13 protein-coding genes are annotated in these 21,354 nt (G+C 44.0%); 12 read left to right on the top strand and 1 reads right to left on the bottom strand.

Going from position 1 to position 21,354, the window contains the following annotated elements; translation table 11 throughout:
• Positions 1-117: 117 nt before the first annotated feature.
• A complete protein-coding gene (locus RID09_RS29455; protein WP_446339469.1) occupies positions 118-2,265 on the top strand; it encodes a tetratricopeptide repeat protein in 2,148 nt (715 codons plus the stop codon).
• A gap of 294 nt (positions 2,266-2,559) precedes the next feature.
• Positions 2,560-3,444, top strand: coding sequence for an Rpn family recombination-promoting nuclease/putative transposase (locus tag RID09_RS29460; RefSeq protein WP_446339470.1), 885 nt, complete (start codon positions 2,560-2,562; stop codon positions 3,442-3,444).
• Positions 3,445-3,577: 133 nt separating this feature from the next.
• Here the strand turns inward: RID09_RS29460 and galT are convergent, their stop codons facing one another.
• The gene (gene galT / locus RID09_RS29465) at positions 3,578-4,576 is read right to left on the bottom strand and encodes a galactose-1-phosphate uridylyltransferase (protein WP_446339471.1); all 999 of its coding nucleotides are present in this window, start codon (positions 4,574-4,576) and stop codon (positions 3,578-3,580) included.
• Between the two features lie 181 nt (positions 4,577-4,757).
• Here galT and RID09_RS29470 point away from each other — a divergent pair, with 181 nt between their 5' ends.
• From RID09_RS29470 to RID09_RS29515, 10 genes are all read left to right on the top strand, one after another.
• Positions 4,758-6,263, top strand: coding sequence for a glycosyltransferase (locus RID09_RS29470; RefSeq protein WP_446339472.1), 1,506 nt, complete (start codon positions 4,758-4,760; stop codon positions 6,261-6,263).
• A 231-nt stretch (positions 6,264-6,494) separates the two neighbouring features.
• Complete coding sequence (locus tag RID09_RS29475; RefSeq protein ID WP_446339473.1) at positions 6,495-7,625, top strand: glycosyltransferase; 1,131 nt, start codon at positions 6,495-6,497, stop codon at positions 7,623-7,625.
• On the top strand, positions 7,622-9,823 hold the full coding sequence (locus tag RID09_RS29480; RefSeq protein WP_446339474.1) for a GumC family protein: 2,202 nt from the start codon (positions 7,622-7,624) through the stop codon (positions 9,821-9,823). The genes RID09_RS29475 and RID09_RS29480 overlap by 4 nt, the downstream gene beginning before the upstream one ends.
• A 424-nt stretch (positions 9,824-10,247) precedes the next feature.
• Positions 10,248-11,093, top strand: a complete 846-nt coding sequence (hepC, locus tag RID09_RS29485) for a heterocyst development glycosyltransferase HepC (RefSeq protein ID WP_446339475.1) — start codon at positions 10,248-10,250, stop codon at positions 11,091-11,093.
• Positions 11,094-11,223: 130 nt separating this feature from the next.
• Positions 11,224-13,074, top strand: a complete 1,851-nt coding sequence (gene hepA, locus RID09_RS29490) for a heterocyst formation ABC transporter subunit HepA (protein WP_446339476.1) — start codon at positions 11,224-11,226, stop codon at positions 13,072-13,074.
• 15 nt (positions 13,075-13,089) lie between these two features.
• Positions 13,090-13,983 (top strand): sulfotransferase family protein, encoded by an 894-nt coding sequence (locus tag RID09_RS29495; RefSeq protein WP_446339477.1) that lies wholly within the window; start codon positions 13,090-13,092, stop codon positions 13,981-13,983.
• Between the two features lie 71 nt (positions 13,984-14,054).
• Positions 14,055-15,995, top strand: a complete 1,941-nt coding sequence (locus RID09_RS29500; protein WP_446339478.1) for a CRTAC1 family protein — start codon at positions 14,055-14,057, stop codon at positions 15,993-15,995.
• 19 nt (positions 15,996-16,014) lie between these two features.
• On the top strand, positions 16,015-16,902 hold the full coding sequence (locus RID09_RS29505) for a sulfotransferase family protein (protein ID WP_446339479.1): 888 nt from the start codon (positions 16,015-16,017) through the stop codon (positions 16,900-16,902).
• 122 nt (positions 16,903-17,024) lie between these two features.
• Positions 17,025-20,393 carry an FG-GAP-like repeat-containing protein gene (locus RID09_RS29510; protein ID WP_446339480.1) on the top strand — a complete coding sequence of 1,123 codons (3,369 nt, stop codon included), beginning with the start codon at positions 17,025-17,027 and terminating at the stop codon, positions 20,391-20,393.
• 38 nt (positions 20,394-20,431) lie between these two features.
• Complete coding sequence (locus RID09_RS29515) at positions 20,432-21,304, top strand: sulfotransferase (protein WP_446339481.1); 873 nt, start codon at positions 20,432-20,434, stop codon at positions 21,302-21,304.
• Positions 21,305-21,354: the final 50 nt, after the last annotated feature.

Raw genomic sequence — 21,354 nt, forward strand, 5'->3', positions numbered from 1 at the left:
GACAAATGACAAATGACAAATGACAAATGACAAATGACAAATGACAAATGACAAATGACAAATGACAAATGACAAATGACAAATGACAAATGACAAATGACAAATGACAAATGACAAATGACAAATGACTATTTAGCTAATCAGTGGTTGCAGCAGGGAATTGAATACTTTAAAATTGGGCGCTACGGGGAATCGATCGCGAGTTTTGATCAGGCTGCCCAATTACACTCCCAGATACCGGAGGTGTGGTTCCATTGGGGAAATACTTTGTTTCATTTGGGATGGTTTGACGCGGCGTTGACGCACTATGAGAAGGCGATTACGTTGAAACAAAATTACTCAGAAGCCTGGTTTAATAAAGGAAATATCCTGTTTAAATTAGGACGTCTAGAGGACGCTTTAGTGAGCTATAATCAAGCGACGCAATTTAATCCTGATTTGGCAGTGGCTTGGGGAAATCGGGCAAGTACGCTGTATAACTTGGGACAGTATGAGGAGGCTTTAGCTAGTTGTAAACAAGCGACTAGCTGTCAACCGGATTACGTGCAAGCTTGGTATATGCAAGGGTTGGTGTTGATGAATGAGGGACGGAAAGAGGAGGCTTTGGCTAGCTTTAACCGATCCACCACTTTAAATCCTCATCATCTGGACGCTTGGAAAAATAAAGGTTGGGTACTGTTTAATTTAAACCGTTATACTGAGGCGTTAGACAGTTGGCAACAAGCGGTTTCGCTACAGCCCAATGATTACGAGGTGTGGTTTCAGCAAGGGAATACGTTTTATCGACTAGAACGTTTAGAAGACGCTTTAGCGAGTTATGCGAAAGCGGTTACATTACAACCAAATGCCCCAGAAGCCTGGAACAATCGGGGATTGGTTCTGTTTCATTTAACTCGCTATGCCGAAGCCTTGACAAACTGCGAAAAGGCAACTGAATTACGACCCAATTACCCAGAAGCCTGGTTTCATCGCGGTAATGCCCTGTTTAGCTTAGGACGTTTAGAGGATGCGATCGCGTCTTATGATCAAGCTTTGCAGCTTAAACCCGATGATTACGCCGCCTGGGGCAATCGAGGCAGTGCATTATATAATTTGGGACGGTATCGGGAAGCGGTTTCGAGTTGCCAGAATGCTACCTATTTCAATCCTGATTATGCTGAGGCGTGGTACATGCAGGGAATGGCGCTGATGCAGGGAGAACAACCCAACGCTGCGATCGCGTGTTTTGATAAAGCGACAACATTGAAACCCGACTATGCCCAAGCCTGGTTTTATCGGGGTTCTATGTTATTTCAATTAGGTCATTTAGCAGACGCGATCGCCAGTTGTCAGCAAGCGACGACAATTCAACCCGACTATGTAGATGCTTGGTATATTCAAGGTACTGCCTTAATGCAGTTAGAACGTCCCCAAGAGGCGATCGCCTGTTTGGATCGTGTGGTTGAATCCTACCCTGATCGCCCGGAGGCTTGGAAACATCGGGGAACGGTTTTGTGTCAGTTGGAACGCTTAGAGGAAGCGATTAACAGTTTTGATCGGGCAATTACCCTCAAGCCGGACTATTTCCAGGCGTGGTATAATAAAGGGTTAATCCTTATGCATTTAGACCGCCCAGAGGCTGCCATTACCACCTTTGATAACGCCCTAGAACTCCAACCGAAACTGTACCCCGCCTGGATAAATCGAGGCAATCTATTATTAAATGAAGGGCGCTGGGAAGCTGCGATCGCGAGTTATGATCAAGCCTTAGCCATTCAACCAAATTTTGCTGAAGCCTGGGCAAATCGAGGGATTGCCCTAGAAAGCGTCGGACGCTACCAAGACGCCTTAGAGAGTTATGATAAAGCCTTAGCCCTACAATCTGATGATCCCCAAACCTGGAATCATCACGGAGTTACCCTAATCCAGTTAGGACGTTACGAAGAGGCATTAATCAGTTTCAGCTACGCCTTAGACAATCAGCCAGATAACCCAGAAACCTGGAATAATCGCGGCTTAGCCTTGGATAATTTAAGGCGGTATGAAGAAGCCATGGTTTGTTTTGAACAAGCGATTGAATTAAAATCTGATTATGCCCAAGCCTGGAACAATCGCGGGTTAGCCTTACGGAATTTAGGACGAGAAGACGAAGCCATTCTTTCCTTTGATCAGGCATTAGAATTAAAACCAGACTATCCAGAAGCCTGGAATAATCGGGGTTTAGCCTTAAGAAATTTAGGACGAGAAGACGAAGCCCTAGCCAGCTTTGAACAAGCCAATAAGTAGGTGGGGACATATTACAGTTAACGGTGAGTAAATCGCTGCCCTTGAGAATCTATAGCGCTTCGCGCTGGTCTAATTACACTTTGTTTGTACGAACATCTCATCTGGACTCAGCCTCAGGTACGGGAGTTGTAAATACACCAGAGCGACTTGCTATAGCTGCGTTTATGTAAGGGTTTGAGATCTATTTACAAAACTTAATATAGGTAAACTTATTGCTACCGACCTACTTGTGAAGGATTAGATAAGTTTTTAGTGTATAATCAATAGTTCAAACCTCATGTTTTGAGCAAAACGATGAGATTTATCAATCCCAAAACTGATTACGCCTTCAAGAAAATATTTGGTTCCGCTGAAAGCAAAGACATTTTAATTAGTTTTCTCAATGCCTTGATTTATAACGGCAACTCTACCATTGAAGATTTAGAAATCATCAATCCCAACTTACTACCGAAAGTTGAGGGATTAAAAGATACTTACCTTGATGTCAAAGCTCAACTGAAAAACGGCACACTGGTGATCATTGAAATGCAAGTGCTGAATGTGCAATCCTTTGGGAAGAGAGTCTTGTTCAACGCCGCCAAAACCTATGGCTTTCAACTGCAAAAAGGAGAAGGCTACCGAATGCTTAAACCAGTCATTGCTCTAACCTTGACTGATTTTGAGATGTTCCCTGGTCGCCATCAGTTTACCTCCCGCTTCGTTTATCGAGAAGTATCCGATGGCTATGTTTATCCCGAAAACGATATTGAACTGATTTTTGTTGAATTACCCAAATTTACCAAAGAAATTGAAGAACTAGAAACGATTACTGATAAATGGATTTACTTTATCAAATCAGCGCGATCGCTCGATGAAGTTCCCACAAATATGGACAATATTCCGGAACTCCACCGAGCCTTTGAAATTGCCAATCAAGCCAACCTAACCCTCGAAGAACTAGAAGATTTGGAGCGTCGAGAAATGTTTATTTATGATCAGCAAGGAGCGGTTGCTCTGGGTCGTCAAGAAGGTCGTCAAGAAGGTCGTCAAGAAGGTCGTCAAGAAGGCAAAAAAGAAGAACAACGAGTTATTGCTAAAAAGCTACTCACCCTACTGGATGACGAAGCGATCGCGGTAACAACGGGATTAAGTCTGGAAGCCGTTCGAGAACTGCGCGAGAAAGAATCTGAGAATTTGTAGAACTAAGTACCTGGAAATAATGTTGTACTGTGTACTGTCCCTGAAATGCTCCCTAGTGCGATCGCGGATGACGAATGACGTAGCTTACTTCTTTTCGGGAGCGAGTATGACATAAGACATAAGACAAATAAACTTAAGAATTTAGAAAATCGGCATCAATTTCGGGTAAAGAAGGATTGATACTAATTCCAGAACCGAGTTCAAATCCGGCTGGGGTAGTTAGCCGAGGGCTAATTTGGCAATACCAGTGAACCTGGGGTTCTTCGGCTTTATAACGGGCAGCGGTATTAATAACATAATTATAATCAGGGTCATTTAGTTTTTTGTATAAGCGAGTCAGGACATTTTGGAGAATTAAAGCAAAATGTGTTTTTTCTATAGCGGAGATACTACCAAAATCTGCCTCATGTTCTTTTGGCATAATCCAAATTTCAAAAGGTACATCGGCGGCAAAAGGCACAAATGCCAGAAACGATTCATTTTCGGCAATCACTCGTCTGCCGTAATACCGTTCAAACTCTAAAATATCGCAGTAAACACACCGTTGCCATTGATCATAGTATCGCTGGGCTTCTTGTTCTCGCCAACGGATGTTTTGAGGAACCATACCTGTGACAATCATTTGAGAATGAGGATGACTCAACGATGCACCCGCTTTCATCCCATGATTGCGAAAAATAATTGCCATCATGTTTTTATGGACTTGCATGAGTGAGACGTAGCGCTTGTGATAGGTCTCAATCACAGTTTCTACGTCCTCAATTGACATTGTGGCAAGATCTTGATAGTGATCAGGACTTTCAATAATCACTTCATGTTGACCATAACCAGGTATCATTAAATAAATCCCTTTCTGAGATCGAGCTTTATCTTCACTGGGAGTTAATGCCGGAAACTTATTCAGTACGACCCGCGTTTGCCAGCCTTTGTGGTGTCGGCTTGGCATCTCCAGAACAATCGACTCAGATTTATGTTCATTGCCGGGACAAAAGGGACAATCTTGGGGTTTAATACCTAAAGATGGTTTTTGGCGACTCTTTTGCTGAAAATCCTGGGGACGCTTACGCCGAGTAGGTGCATAAATCACCCATTCTTGCGTTACCTTGTTGAGTCGGATTTGTCCGGATTGCATACTATCTAGACCTTATAATGTACTTTAATAATCGTTGTCCTATAGTTATCGATAGTCGTTCTGATCGGAATTTTGTCTGATGTCAACTCATCCATTTCGTCTATCTTTCATCATTCAGACCTCATTTGTCTGATGTCAACTCATCCGTTGCGTCCATCATTCACTATTCATCATTCAGACAATGTACATCGGCTTTCTTAACCCCCAGGGCAACTTTGACCCAGATGATAGGTATATTACAGAACATCCCGATTTTGGTGGTCAACTGGTTTACGTCAAGCAAGTCGCCCTCGCGATCGCGGCGCAGGGACACAGGGTTGATATTCTCACCCGTCAAATCATCGATCCAGAGTGGGAGGGGTTTGCAGAACCCTTTGATGCTTATTCCGGTGTAGAAAATGTCCGGATTGTCCGCTTACCCGCCGGACCCCAGAAATTTTTACGCAAAGAGTTACTCTGGACTCATCTGGTTCGAGATTGGGTACCCAATATTCTGAAATTTTATCAAGAACAGGGGGAAATTCCGGACATCATGACCGCCCACTATGCGGATGGGGGACTCGCGGGTCTATTAATTGAAGACCAAACAGGCGTACCCTTCACGTTTACCGCCCATTCCCTTGGCGCCCAGAAGATGGACAAATTAAACGTGACGCCAGAAAATTTGGCACAAATGAACGAGTATTACTTCTTTGGACGCCGCCTAGTGGTCGAACGCCTCAGCATGAATCACTCGGCACTCAACATTACCAACACTCGCCAGGAACGCTTCCAGCAATATAGTCATCCGGCTTATGGGGACGCCGTTGATGTCCATAATGATGCTCGCTTTGCGGTCATTCCACCGGGAGTAGACCCCGCTATGTTTAGTGCTGAGGTTCGCTCCCCCAAGGAAGATGCTACATACCAGTTAGTTAAAGATAAATTAGCGCGGGATCTTGCTGAGTCGCGGCGCGATTTACCCGTGATTTTGGCATCGAGTCGATTAGATCCCAAAAAGAACCTCTTGGGACTTGTCCAAGCTTTTGCTTACAGTCCAACCTTGCAAGAACGAGCCAATGTGGTGCTAATTACGGCTGGGTTGGATAATCCCCTACACGAGAAGGTGAAGGATGAACAAACAGAACACAAGGTGATATCACCAATCCGCCAAGTTGTCAATGACCATAACTTATGGGGCAAAATTAGCGCCTTTTGCGTTCCCGATCAACCCGCCCTAGCCGCAACCTATCGCTTTTTAGCCCAGCGCCGCTCGGTATTTGCCCTACCCTCTCTGTTTGAACCCTTTGGTTTAGCCCCCTTAGAAGCCGCCGCTGCTGGATTACCGGTCGTCGTTACCCAGAATGGGGGAATTACGGAAAGCTTGCATACAGACAATCAAGACTATGGCGTTTTTATTGACCCCGATGATCCGGCGGATATGGCGCGAGGATTGGAGCGGTTAATCTGTAATCAACCCGAATGGCAGAGTTTTTCTCAACGTACTCAGCAACTGGTATTAAATCACTATACTTGGGAGAGTACGGCTCAAGGCTATTTAAACCAAATTGAGCAGATTTTATCGTCACCCAAAACCAATCGTCGAGTACCGCGACTCCCGATTCATCCGTTCTTACGTAATCCCCAACCGGAAAACGATGTTTCTTTGGCTCAATTGAGTCAACTCTACTTTGGCATGATCACATAGTCAATTTAAATGTTCGTGAACACCAATGGGACTGAAAAGCTTGACTAACCGTTTCCATTAACCCCTTCTTTTCCCAAAAGGGGACTATAAGTTTATTTAATGGTTTGTATTGACAAATTTATTTTTTAGGAGGATAATATTAATAAGGTGTCTAGTCTCAACGTCCTTTAGGTATCTTCATTCAATTGTAAACAGAGATAGTTGAATGCAGGGTGCGAAGAATTATAAGACATGAAAATTGCATTAGTGCATGATTATCTGACCCAACGAGGAGGGGCAGAGCGGGTATTTGAACTGCTTTGTAACTACTTCCCAGAAGCAGACATATTTACATCACTATACGATCCGCAGCAAACCATTGAGTTAGGCGATCGCTTGGTAAACACCACGCAACTGCAAAACATTCCCGGCGCAACCAAGTACTTCCGACTCTTGGCTCCCTTCTACTATCCAGCGTTTCGGGCATTAGACCTGCAAGATTATGATTTAATCATTAGCAGCACCAGCAGCTTTGCCAAGGGCGTGCGGAAACATCCTGACGCTACCCATATTTGTTTTTGTCATAACGTTACCCGATTTCTCTGGGACACCCAAACCTACCTGCGGGAATACAAAGATTATCGACTCTATTCCCCTATGATTAAAAAAATCTTTAATCGGCTCAGAGAGTTCGATATCACCTACGCTCAGGAACCTGATCTATATGTTGCCAATTCAACCACAGTGGCTGAGCGCATTCAAACCATCTATGGGAAACCCGCACAAGTCATTCATTATCCAATTAACACCAGCAAGTTTATATTTGACGATCGCAAGGAGGATTATTTCTATGTTTCTTCCCGCATGATCAGCTACAAACGCATCGATATTATAGTGGAAGCCTTTAATTGGCTAGGGTGGACTTTACTGATTGCAGGGGAAGGACCCGAAAGAGAACGTCTTGAAGCCAAAGCACTGAACAATATTCGATTTCTAGGGTACGTGAGTGATAAGGAGCGCAAGCAACTCATGGCAAAAGCGCGGGGGGTGATTATTGCCGCCTTAGAAGACTATGGATTAGTTCCCATTGAAGCCAACGTCAGTGGTACTCCAGTGATTGCTTACGGTGCAGGAGGAGTCCTGGATACACAAATTCCAGGTAAAACTGGCATATTTTTCAACAAACAAACTCCAGAATCTATCCATGCCGCCTTAATTGAATTCAATCAACTAACATGGGATTATGCCCAGATTCGTCATTATGCTCTGAGTAAGTTCTCAGAAGCTGTATTTTTTGGCAAAGTGACCCAATTAATGCAGCAAATGTGTGGATTTAAACCGGATCATTCTCTGAATTTATCCATTCCCGTTGAGCAATCGTGATAGTGACATCAAATCATCCCCAGGGAGCAGATACCGATTTTGGTTACGGGCAACTGTTTGCCATCCTACTACGTCGGCGTTTTTGGTTTTTCGGTGTATTTTGTGGGGTTTTGGCGATCGCGATTCCTCTGTCGCTGACCAAAACGCTTACCTACCGGAGTTCCATGCAGCTATTGGTTGAGCCTTATTTTAAAGAAAATAATCAAAATAGACAACCGGCTTTTGAAGATCAGGTTAAGGACTCGAATCTAGAAGTAGACTATGCCACCCAGTTAAACCTGATGCGGAGTACTCAACTTTTGCAACAAGCCGTGGATTTACTCCACTCCCGATACCCAAACCTTGAGGTGGAAGCGCTTAAGGAATCGTTGACGGTTACCCGGAAGCAGGAGGGGAAAACAGAGACCAAGATTGTGCAAGTGGATTATACCAGCAATGATCCAGTTAAAACCCAAAACGTCTTAGAAGCGATTCAAAAGGTTTATCAGGAGTTCAGCCTCCAGCAGCAGCAACAACGCATCGCCGAAGGTTTAGCGTTTATCAATAACCAGTTACCCACGGCACGACAGAGCGTCAGCCAAGCCGAGCAAGCCCTAGAACAGTTTCGCCAAACCCAGAACCTGATTGACCCGCAGCAGCAAGCCACAACGGTAACAGAAAGGCTGAACATGATTAAGCAAGAGCGAGAGGCAATTAACGCTCAGTCACAAGAAACAAGGGCGCGTTATCAGGAACTACAACAACAACTGGCACGTTCTCCCCAAAAGGCACTCACCGCTTCCCGCTTAAGTGAGTCATCCCGTTACCAAACCCTGCTGGATGAACTGCAAAAGACAGAACTCGCCTTAGCAGAGCAACGGGTGAGATTTACCGATGCCGAACCCAGTGTACAGAACCTGCTGAAACAGCGTCAGCGCCAGCAGGAACTGTTGCAAGCAGAAGCCAATCGGGTATTAGGAGAAGTGCGAGTAGAAACAACAGAAAGCTTAGAGAAAGCTGGACAGTTGGGAGATACAGACTTGAATCTTTCGCGCCAGCTTGTGGAAGCCAAAACATCTCTGGAAGCCCTAGAAGCAAGGGATCAGAGTTTGGCACAAACTCAGCAGCAACTCCAAGGGCAACTCAGTCGCTTTCCCCAACTGATAGCGGAGTACGAACGCCTGCAACCCGAAGTGCAAGTTGAACGCAATACCCTGCAAAAACTCGTCGAAGCCCGACAGGAGTTAAGCATTGAAATCGCTAGGGGGGGATTTAAATGGCAAGTGGTGGAAGCTCCCCAGTTGGGCAAGAAAATGGGACCTAACACGAAGCAGGATTTGATGTTGGCTGTGGTGGTTGGGTTTTTCTTGGGTGGAATGGCTGCTTTTGGACGGGAAGCGCTAGATGATGCCGTGCATACCTCAGATCAGTTGAAGCAAAAGGTGGCACTGCCTTTATTTGGTATCTTGCCCCAGTTGCCTCAAATAAACTCCAATGGACGGCTGATACACTTTCCCTTCAGTAAGTCACCCACTCCTGAACCGGAAACGCTCCCCATGCTGCAATCTTTGCCCTTGCGGGAATCGTTAGATCTGATCTATAAACATATCCAATTTCTAAATGCTGATGCCATACTCAAGTCTTTGGTTGTCACCTCCGCCCTACCTGGTGAGGGGAAGTCCACGTTTGTATTGGGTTTAGCATTTAGTGCCGCTCGCTTACACCAGCGGGTACTCTTAGTTGATGCGGATTTGCGCCGTCCAACACTGCACCAACAGCTTCACTTGTCTAATGATCAAGGACTGGCAACCCTACTTGCTGATCAAACCCTAGAGTTCGAGCCGCAACAGCTTTCCCTATTCGGTGTCGAGATTGAGGTGTTAACGGCTGGACCAACGCCACCCGATCCGGTTAAGTTACTCGGTTCTCGACGAATGAAGCAATTAATGGCAACCTTTGAACAGCGTTATGACTTGGTTTTACTTGATACTCCGCCAGTTCTGGGCATTGTCGATGCCATGCAAGCGGCTTCCTTTTGTCGGGGTGTGGTATTAGTTGCCCGCTTAGATCGGGTGACACAATCAGAATTGATGGAGGCAACCAATCTGCTCAGTCCCTTAAACGCGATCGGTGTGGTGGCAAATGGTGCTAGTAGTTATACCAATCGTTATGTTGCTTATGCTCAGCAGAGTAAAAGTCAATTACTAGAGCTTAACTAGGTATTATTGCTTATTGGGTAGTGGCTGGACTATCGGACATAGGACACCGATTCCTTTTATTAATTCGCCCGCATCTAAGGGTTACTATAGTGCGTTTCAATGAGTTAAATAGTTTTGAAATAGCAAGTCTTGCTGGGCAAGGTTTTCCGTATCATCTGTTTTCATGAATCATTGAGACGGGCTATAATTCCAGATGTTCTTCATTGAATTTTCATCGAGGCTTCATCGAATCTTTACAATACACTGAAGCAAAAATGTTTTTATTCAATTAAGATTATTATACGAGCGAAATAAAAACGTTTTTCTGTCGGCAAGTGCCAAGAGGGTCATCTACTTATAAATACTCATGATCAACTCCCAAGTTGTATTTAAGACTTCAACTTTTACTCACCAGCAAAAGACAGAACGTTGTCCACACTCGTGTATGCTGAAGTGGCGACAGGATAAATTGCTGGTCAGGCGCACAGATGTAGCCAACCAACCTTGTCTGAGTACACTTGAGAATGAGCAACGGTTAACTGAATGTTTAAAACGTTCCCCAGTCAAACTCGTTTCCTTAGATTACGAACTAGGAGAGACTCAACTCAATCGTTGGGCGGATGCTTGTGAGCAAGCGGGGAAGCCCGTCTTTCTGCGAATTCCTTCGCTTCGGGAATTACCGAGAAAGCGCCGTCCCCTAAATTGGTTTCTCAAGCGTATCCTTGATGTACTTGCTGCTTCTTTTTTATTACTTGTGTTGAGTCCCATCCTGCTGCTATTAGCATTTTTGGTTCGCATGTCCTCGCCAGGACCGATTTTCTTCAAGCAATGGCGGATTGGGAAACGAGGCAGGTTTTTCCGGATTCTCAAGTTTCGCACCATGGTGGTGGATGCGGAGAAGCAGCACCATCAAGTGATGGGTGATATGCCAGGATTACACAAGCGCGAAGATGACCCCCGTGTGACCCCTCTAGGGCGTTGGATGCGAAAGTATAGCTTGGATGAATTAACCCAATTAGTTAATGTGGTACGGGGTGAACTCAGCTTAGTTGGACCCCGCCCCTGGGCTTTGTATGATGCTGTACGGCTGAGCCCTGAAGGAAGGCGACGGTTGAATGCACGACCTGGAATCACGGGAAGTTGGCAGGTAGAAGCTAGGTCAACTCTGCTGGATTTAGAAACAGTTAATCATTGGGATCTCGACTATCTCCGTCGTTGGTCAGTGCGGCAGGATCTGATGCTGCTGTTGAAAACAGTTCCCAAGGTACTCTCAGGTTTTGGCGCTTACTAGATGAGGCGGGCTGCAACTATTCACCCGTAAAAAACTTGACCCTGCGTCTGTTGTCGTCTTGAATGTTTTTGCTAGCATCGAGCGGCTCCCAACCTAACTCTAGTCTAACCCTGCTGTTCATCAAATACCCATGCCCCTAAAGGTTCCTAACCCAATCCGCAATTTCCTGAAAACCACAAAATTTTGGCAGGATAATGCTTTTATATTTCGGGAGTTTAAAAACTTTCGCCGAATTGCTGTTCTGGCTGTGGTGTTTACATTACTGGCGGCAATTTTTGAAGGATTCGGAGTTGGGTTTATCCTTTCCTTCTTGCAAAGTTTTACCAGCCCAGAGGCTGAGCCAGTTAAAACGGGAATTGAGTGGCTTGATGTTTGGGTATTAGCTGTCAATGCACCCGCTAGGGAACGACTCTATCGGGTCTCTGCTCTGATTTTACTGGTTACTTGGCTGCGATGTGGGTTGACCTACTTAGGACTGGTTTATAGTAAGATTGCTCAGATTAATCTCATTGATGGGCTGCGAAAGCAAATGTTTGAACAGCTTCAAGGATTGAGTCTGAGATATTTTTCTAAGACTCGTTCGGGTGAACTGCTCAATAGTTTAACGACTGAGATTGAGCAAATTAAACAGTCTTTTGAGGTGATGGCTTTTCTGTTTACTCGGGGTTCAACCCTAGTCGCTTATATCATCTCAATGGTGTTGATATCCTGGCAACTGACGATCATTTCCTTGATGTTGTTTACGCTGCTTTCCGTTGGAGTATCAACATTGATTGCTCGGGTACGAGAAGCCAGCTTTGAACGGTCAAAAGCCAATGGAATGTTTGTCGCCACAGCAGTTGAATTTATCAGCGGAATTCGCACGGTTCACGCCTTTGCTACCCAGGATTTTGAACGCAGGCGTTTTTATGGTGCTAGCTCAGAAATTGTCAATACGATGACTAAAATCGTGAAAGCGAGTAATTTGGTCGGGCCGCTTTCCGAGGGGATGTCCATTACAATTATTATTGGGATGTTGCTGTTTGCTGTTACGACGTTTATTCCCAATAATCAGCTACAACCCGCTTCATTTTTGACGTTCTTATTTGTCTTGTTTCGCCTAATGCCCATTGTGCGTCAGTTCAATGGAACTCGAGCAAAACTTGGTGATTTTCAAGGGTCACTGAATAATATCAAAGAGTTACTCAGGAGTGACAATAAACCCTATTTTAAAGATGGAACCGTTCAGTTTCAAGGCTTACAACGAGGGATTGAGTTTGTCGGTGTAGATTTTGGGTATGAGGCGGATAATCTTGTATTACATAACGTTACGCTAACCATTGAACGAGGAAAGACTACTGCTTTGGTGGGGGCGTCTGGTGCGGGTAAAACCACCTTAGCGGATCTAATTCCCCGATTCTATGATCCAACACAGGGAAAGGTTTTGTTGGATGGCATCGATTTGCGGGAATTTGACATTAATTCTTTACGTCGTCGGCTAGCGATTGTTAGCCAAGACACGTTTATTTTTAATACATCAGTTCGCAATAATATTGCTTACGGCACAGAAGCAGCCGATGAGACTGCCATTCGGGAAGCGGCTCGTTTAGCCAATGCCTTGGAGTTTATCGACGAAATGCCCGAAGGGTTGGACACCCGTTTAGGCGATCGCGGAGTAAGGTTATCAGGGGGACAACGACAACGGATTGCGATCGCGCGAGCTCTGCTGCGTAACCCAGATATTCTGATTCTGGATGAAGCCACGAGTGCCTTAGACTCGGTGTCAGAGCGGCTGATTCAGGAGTCATTAGAGCAACTTTCAGTGGGACGAACCGTGATTGCGATCGCTCATCGGTTATCGACGATTATGCGGGCGGATAAAGTTGTGGTGCTTGAGCAAGGGCAGATTGTGGAACAGGGAGGATATCAGGAGTTGTTGGAGAAGCGGGGTAAGCTTTGGAATTATCACCAAATACAACACGAATTGGGGCAAGTCAGATAGGAGATCAGGTGTTTTATGGTACTTCCTAATTTTTTGATTATCGGTGCGGCTAAAGCGGGAACTAGCTCTCTCTATTACTATCTCCAACAACACCCGCAAATTTATATGAGTCCGGTTAAAGAACCCAAATTCTTTGCCTTAGAGGGGGAACCCCTTGATTTTCAAGGTCCGGATCAAGGAATAAATCGAACCTCTAGAACCAGTTTTGCTGCCTACAGCGAACTGTTTCAGGATGTGTCCGATGAGATTGCGATCGGTGAAGCGTCCCCGATCTATCTTTACAGCCCTAAAGCAGCAACAAAGATAAAGCACTACCTCCCCAATGTAAAGCTCATCGCCATCCTGCGTCATCCCGTTGATCGGGCTTTCTCAAGTTTTGCCCACTTAGTTCGAGAAGGCTATGAAACCCTTTCCTTTGCCGAGGCTTTAAGAGAGGAGCCAATCCGGATACAGCAGAAATGGGCACCCCTTTTTTACTATAAGCAAAAAGGATTCTATTATGATCAGCTCAAGCGCTACTATGATATATTTGAGCGATCGCAGCTCAAACTCTACCTTTATGAAGAGCTGGCGGCAAACTCAACGGCTGTCGTCCAAGATATTTTTAGATTTCTGGGTGTACATGATACATTTACCCCTGACTTAAGTCGAAAAAATATATCGGGCGTTCCTAAAAGTAGGCTACTGTATTCTCTGTTTAATCGAGACAACCCGATCAAGTCGGCGTTTAAACCGTTTTTACCGGAACAGCTCCGTCGAAATATTGCGGAAACGTTTGATAAACAAAACTTGGGAGCTAAACCTATTTTATCGCCAGAGGAGCGCCAAGACTTGATGAAACTATACAAAGAAGATATTTTAAAGCTTCAAGACCTGATTAAACGAGACCTTTCTGACTGGATAACATGAATAACTTTTTGTGCTGAATCTAAAAAATGCATCTAATAATGATTAAGCGTTTAAAGACTAAATATCCACTATTGACTATTCGTACATTAGCTTTAGTAATTTGTACGGCTATATTAGTGATTGGCATTAACTATATCGTTGGGCAACCTGCCAATGAAGAATTAAATCTTTCTACAGAAAATAAAACCTGGTTTACTTCCCGTCCTTTACGAACCCATGAGTTTAGATTATTTGATTTAGGCGTTGTTGATGTTAATTCTGACCAAAATTTAGATATCTTCACGTCTAATCATAATCATGGTCAGTTAATCTTGCTGGGTGAAGGCAATGGAGAATTTACCAAAAATAGGATATCGTCGTTGCGACTGGATCAAGACTACGATTTTCCTGGTCTGGAATATTCGGGAACTGAGCCTAAAATTAGTAAACCAGGTATCTATATTTACTGGAAAGACAGAAGCTTAATTATAAAAAACAATAAAAACAATAATTCAATTCAAGGAAATATTAAATTATCTTCTCCCCTAAACATCAAAGAAAACAAGCAATTTGATGTCAATGTCACCGAAGAGAAACTTGCTTCCGGAGCCATTGTGTCAACCTTGGAATTTGAAAGTGAAAACAAGGACAGTAAACTCGTCTTTACACCTCATAACGTTAGCCTGCCGATCACGTTCCAGCTAGATAATGAACTTCCTCTAGATAGCGTGTTTGTCGGCAATCAATTTGTAAATCCCAAGTCCCACGAATTCTCCCTATATCTAAGAGACCGTCACGGTATGGCTTGGGCAGACTATGATGCAGAAGGCATGGTTGATGTTTTTATTGTGCGCGGGGGGCTCAAGGGGAGAATGGATAAAATTCCGGAGAGGTTCAGCGATGAATTATTAGTTGATCCGGGTAACCAAACTTTTCAAGATATTACTGCTCAATCAGGAATTGTCAAGGATGGCTGTCCAGCTTTACAGACGGCTTGGGTAGATTTTAATGCAGATAATCGTCTCGACATTTACACGGTATGCTATCAAGCGGCTGGTCGAACGGCTACGTTTCCCAATCAGCTTTACCGTCAGGATTCTGATGGTAAGTTTGTGAACGTGGCTAGCCAAACTAATCTGGATTTTCCTAACATGGGAATCTTTGCCTGGTTAGATGCGGATAGAGATAGAGATATTGATTTATTTTGGGTCGATGAAAAAGCGTTTTGGTTATATGTCAATGATTCTGGACAATTTAAACCTCAGTTAATTGGTTCAAATCCCGGAAGTGTGATTGAGAGATTTGAGGATAGCAATAAATTGACAGTTGCTGACTATGATGCAGATGGCGATTTAGATGTATTTTTTGCCTCACCCAACGCCAATGCCTTATTAATCAATAATCGCGGGACTTATGAAGTGGTTGAACCCCAGCAAGTCGGACTCCCAACTCAAGCTTTGACGGCTAACTGGGTAGATTACGATAACGACGGTTTAACCGATTTACATCTAATACCTGGTGGGTTATATCGCCAAGATCAAGACCACAAATTTACAGCCACTCAGATGCTAGAAGTGAAATCCCCTGAATTACTGGAGTCCCGCGCCACTTGGCTTGATGCCGATAACGATGGCGATCGCGATTTACTTTTAGCCACACGGTATCACGATTCTATCCTGAATCGGTTTGTCAAAAAAGTATTTTCCCAATCCGCTTTACCCTCATTCTGGCAAGTAAAGCTGTATTCCAATATCGGTGCGACAAATCATTGGCTGCAAGTTCAACTCATTGGACCACCTAAAAATCGCCAAGCCATTGGTTCTCATGTTGAAGTGGTTACGTCTGACGGGGTTCAAGTTCAAGCCGTCGGTCAAGCGGAAGGGTCGCACTTTTCTCAGGGACATTATCGGTTGTACTTTGGGTTAGTTCAAAGTGATCAAGTAGACTCAATCAAGATAGTTTGGTCTGATGGTGAGTTGCAGGAGATTAAAAATCTGCCCATTGATCAGTTGTTAACGATCGAAAAAGCTTAAGGAGAGAATCGAAATGGTAATGCCTAATTTTCTAATTATCGGTGCGGCTAAAGCTGGAACCAGTTCGCTTTATTCTTACTTAAAGCAGCATCCTCAGATTTACATGAGTCCGATTAAGGAACCGAGATTTTTTGCCTTAGAAGGTGAGACCCTTGATTTTCAAGGTCCAGCACAGGGAATAAATAGTCGTTCAGTGACTCAGATTGAGGACTATTGCCGCCTTTTTCAGGGTGTTACCAACGAGATAGGGATTGGTGAGGCGTCTACATTGTACCTGCACAGTCAGAAGGCGATCGCACGGATCAAGCACTACATCCCTAAGGTTAAATTAATCGCCATTCTTCGCGATCCAGCCGAGCGAGCTTTTTCTAGTTATCTGCATTTAGTTCGGGATGGTTACGAGACGCTTTCTTTTGCCGAGGGACTGGAAGCAGAAGAAAGCAGAATCAGAGAGAAATGGCAGCCGCTTTGGTATTATAAGCAGCGAGGATTTTATGCCGATTGGATTAAGCAATATTTTGAAGCGTTTGAACAAGATCAGATCAAAATTTACCTGTATGATGATTTGGTAGCTGACACAAGTGCTGTGGTAAGGGATATTTATCAGTTTCTGGGTGTTGATAATGACTTTACACCAGAATTTACGAGAGAGAATGTATCAGGGATTCCAAAAAATAAGGTTTTACAAACAATTATTACTAAAGAAAATCCGATTAAATCGGTGCTTAAGCCTTTACTGCCTAAAATAATCCGTCAAAGCATTAACCGAAGTATAACCCAGAAAAATTTGGGCAAAAAAACAATTCTAGACTCTGACATCAGAAAAAAATTAGTTGATATGTATAAACCAGATATTGTAAACCTTCAAACCCTTCTGGGGCGAGATTTGGCTAAGTGGATGAAGTAGTTGAGTGGCTTAGAAGTATTGAGATGAAGTTTTGATGAAGTTTAAAGATTTACTTGATTTTTATTTTTTCAAAGAGTTAATATATAAAACAAGCTATAACTGAAAATTAATTTCTCAGGATTATGTGTGTAATTTGTGATTTATTATATTCCAATCTTGATCCCGACACCTCTTTTGAGCAAGATCAATTCCCAGGAGAGCAAAATTTACTAAATCAGTCACTTCTAGAAATAGTGGCACCGAATCAGGACGTGGAAACGAGTAGCACAACTCCCACAGAAGATAGTTCGATATCTGCTACTACTATTCGTTTTGAAGAAGTCACCAATGAAGCTGGAATATCTTATGCCGGACTGACTTATGGTTCAGCTTGGGGTGATTTCAACGGAGACAGTTTTCCTGACCTGTGGGTTAATAATCACTTTAATCATCCTGGGATTTTATATCTAAACCAGAAAGATGGCACTTTTACTGATGCTACCTCTACCGTCTTCTTGCTAGAAGAATTAACAGCAGGTTCAGGACTAAGCTCTGATCATCATGGAGCAACATGGGTAGATTTTGATAATGATGGAGATCAGGATTTATTACAGCTTGTTGGTTCGCCGACAACTGAACCGAATTTATTATTTGTTAATGAGGGAGGTGTACTCAGAGATCGGGCGCCAGAATTAGGTCTAGCTTACGCCAGCGCCAAGGCACAAGGTCCTATTTGGTTTGATTTCGATAACGATGGTTTGCTTGACCTTTTCCATGGCTCCACCAAAAGATCGGATGGTCTTGACCCCACGACAGTTTTTCGCCAAACCAGTAATGGTTTTGAGAATGTTGGTTCGATTGTTGTCCCCGGACTTGAATCAGAGACTGTAAAATTTGGTATTTTATCCGATCTTTCAGGAGATGGGAATTTAGATCTCGTATTGCCCCAAAACAAAACAATTTTCGATACGACTTCCACACCGTTTACAGACATAACGTCAAGTCTCTTATCAAGTACACATTTACTCTCAGGTAGTGATGTCGTTTCGGCTGACTTAAATGGTGATCTGCTGCCAGATCTATATTTGACAGGTAGAGGGGCGCAAGCAGAGTTGGGTCAAGTGACACCTAACGATATTAGCGTATTTTTTCGATCAAATGGCGACGAGAAAGGTGTCCAATTCAACACCACTGGAGAGGTTACTTTTAAATTTGCCTTAGCGTCCGCTGATAAAATTTTCATCGGCTCTAATGGTTTTAATCCTACTCCCGTTGACAACTTTAGTGAATTTACTTTATCTCCAGATGATCCAAATGTAGTCGGTATTTATCCTCATACTCCTGGTGTTGCTCAAGGAGTTTACATTGGCTATGATGCCAGCTTACAGCGTTGGCAAATATTTAACTCAATCAATCGAGAAGCTATTCTTGTTGAAGCGACTCAGCCGATTTCGGAATTGACAGCTATTGGTTTTAATCCAAATCCTTCTTTCCCATCCGACCGACTACTGATCAATACAGATCAAGGATTAGTGGATGTCAGTAGCGAAGCTGGTATCAATAACATTAATAGTGCTGGCAACAGCGTAACGGCTGGCGATTTTGACAACGATATGGATGTAGACCTCTATATTGTTGCCACCGGGTCAGCTTTAAACCGGGAAAATATCCTGCTTGAGAATCAAGGGGATGGCACATTTATTCCGGTGTCAAATGCCGGGGGAGCCGCTGGTTCGGCGTTGGGGTTGGGTGACTCAGTAACGGCGGCTGACTATGATCTCGATGGTTTTCTTGACTTATTCGTCACTAATGGTTTTGTGGAAGGCACACCATTGTTCAGTGATAAAGGTCCCCACCAGCTTTTCCGCAACCAAGGTAATGGCAATAACTGGCTTCAAATTGACCTGGAAGGCACAGTCTCAAACCGAGACGGAATAGGGGCACGAATATTCGTGACCAGTGGAGGCGTGACCCAACTGCGTGAACAATCTGGAGGAATTCATAAGTGGGCGCAAAATCACCAGCGTATCCATTTTGGACTCGCTGAGAATACCCAAGTGGATTTATTAGAAATTCACTGGCCCAGTGGGATTGTTCAACAACTGGAAAATATTGCGGCGAATCAATTAATTACAGTTTTAGAAGCAGATAACAGCGGGGCAAATACGGCTCCAATCGCCATAGATGACGATGTAACCACTAATGAAAATACACCTGTCAATATTGATGTGTTGAGTAACGATAGCGATGCTGAGGCAGATGTACTGTCGCTGAGTATCGTTACCCCTCCAAGCAACGGTACTGCCGTAGTTGATGACAACGATACCCCTGATGATTTGAGCGACGATTTTATCACCTATACTCCGGCTGTAGATTTCACAGGTACTGATCAATTTGTGTATCAGGTTGATGATCTCCAGAGTACAGATACCGCCACGGTCAACCTGACAATTAACCCGCTCAGCAACACTTCTATCCGTATCGAAGCTGAAGACTACGCATCTGGTGGTCAGGGTATCAGTTATTATGACACCACGAAAAAGAATTTTGGCGGTGCTTATCGCAATGATCAAGTGGATATTGAAACCACATCTGATGTAGGTGGAGGTTACAACATTGGCTGGACTGACGCTGGAGAATGGCTAACCTACAACTTCACTGTACCAAAGTCCGGTCTATACAATTTAGTGGCTCGTGTCGCCAGTGGCAAGCATGGCATTCACCGTTTCAATGTCACAGTTGATGGGCAAACCACGACCCTTGAGTTTGACAAAACAGGCGACTGGCAGTCCTGGCAAAATGTAGTTGCCGAAGGTCTGAATCTTTCGGCTGGTTCTCAACAGTTACAACTGGATATCATCAATGGAGATTTTAATCTTAATTATCTGGAATTTATACCGACTCTAGAAGATAACACGATAAATGGTACGGCTGGTGATGATAATCTTAACGGTACGGCTGGTGATGATATCATCAACGGCTTTAATGGCAGGGACATCCTCAAGGGAGCAGATGGTAAAGACATCCTAAATGGGGGCGATAAGCGGGACGTGCTTCATGGCGCTGGTGGTGAGGACATCCTCAACGGCGATGCTGGCAATGATAACCTGAATGGGGGGTTTAGTGATGATATTCTCAATGGTGGTTTAGGAAATGACTTACTTATTGGTGGGTTCGGCAATGACACGCTTACCGGAGGTGAAGGTTCTGATAGATTCCGTTTTTTCCGAACAACGGATGGAGTAGACACGATTACTGACTTCTCTGTGGCGGATGACGAAATTCAGGTCAAGGGGGAAAAGCTGGGCGGTGATCTAGTAAAAGGTGTTCTTAGCGCAGAACAGTTTGTCCTGGGAACCACAGCGTTAGATAGCGAGGATCGCTTTATCTATGACCAAAGTACAGGTAATCTCTTCTTTGATATCGATGGCGCTGGCGGTAGTGACCAAAGATTGCTAGCAACTTTGTCCAACCAAGCCAATATCAGTTTTGCCGATATTGTGGTTTTTTAAGTAATACCTTAATAGAGGGAATATTGTCAGCTATGGACATGGACTATAATGTCATTTTAGGTTGTCCCCGATCAGGAACAACTTTTTTACTCGATTCTCTAAAACCTTTACCTCATTCAGAATGTATTTCTGGGCATTTACTGCCGATTGTCATTCCCCACCTGATCAATCGTGACCTCTGTCCCGAAATTTATCAATCACTTTTGACGGGATTTGAGTTCTCTTTGATCGATTTTATCGAATCGATCTCCGAAGAACGAGTCTCGGCAATCCACAGATGGCTAACTCAGTCAATGGGGACAACAGAACTGATTCAGGCGTTGCAACGAAAACGAGTCATCGAACGGATCATTTATAAAGAGCCTTTTCTCAGTTTTGCCCCAGAATTTACCTACAACGCTTTACCCAATTGTCGCATTGTCCATATCTACCGCGATGGTCGGGATTGTGCCGATTCTCTCATCCGAAAATACGATGTGTTGACGGATGAAAAGCTAACCAACTTGCGGACAGCCGAAGCCCCCCTCGGTCGTAAATATGATCACCGTTATGTTCCCTGGTGGGTTGACCAAGGTTTAGAAGCAGAATTTCTGGCGGCTACACCTTATGTAAGAGCTATCTGGATGTGGAAAGAAATGGTGCGTCGCTGTCATGAGTTCTTTTGTCGTCCCGATATCATTGCCAGTAACCGGGTCTTGTTATTGAAATATGAAGACTTAGCTCGTGATCCAATTCACTATGGAGAAGCCGTTGTTGCTCATTTTGGCTGTAGCCTGAATAATCAGTTGCGCCAGAAATTTAAGCAAGCCAGAACCAGCTCAATCAGCATCTATAAACGACGCGATCGCGTCGAAATTGCCGCAGCCGAACAAATTGCTAAGTCCGAACTGGCGCTTTATGGTTATTTATAGGGCTAAGTCAAAACATCAGTGTTCACTGTACCCGGTTATGAACGATGATA

This window comes from Coleofasciculus sp. G1-WW12-02, assembly GCF_040219735.1.
In the GTDB taxonomy this organism is placed as follows: Bacteria; Cyanobacteriota; Cyanobacteriia; order Cyanobacteriales; family Coleofasciculaceae; genus Coleofasciculus.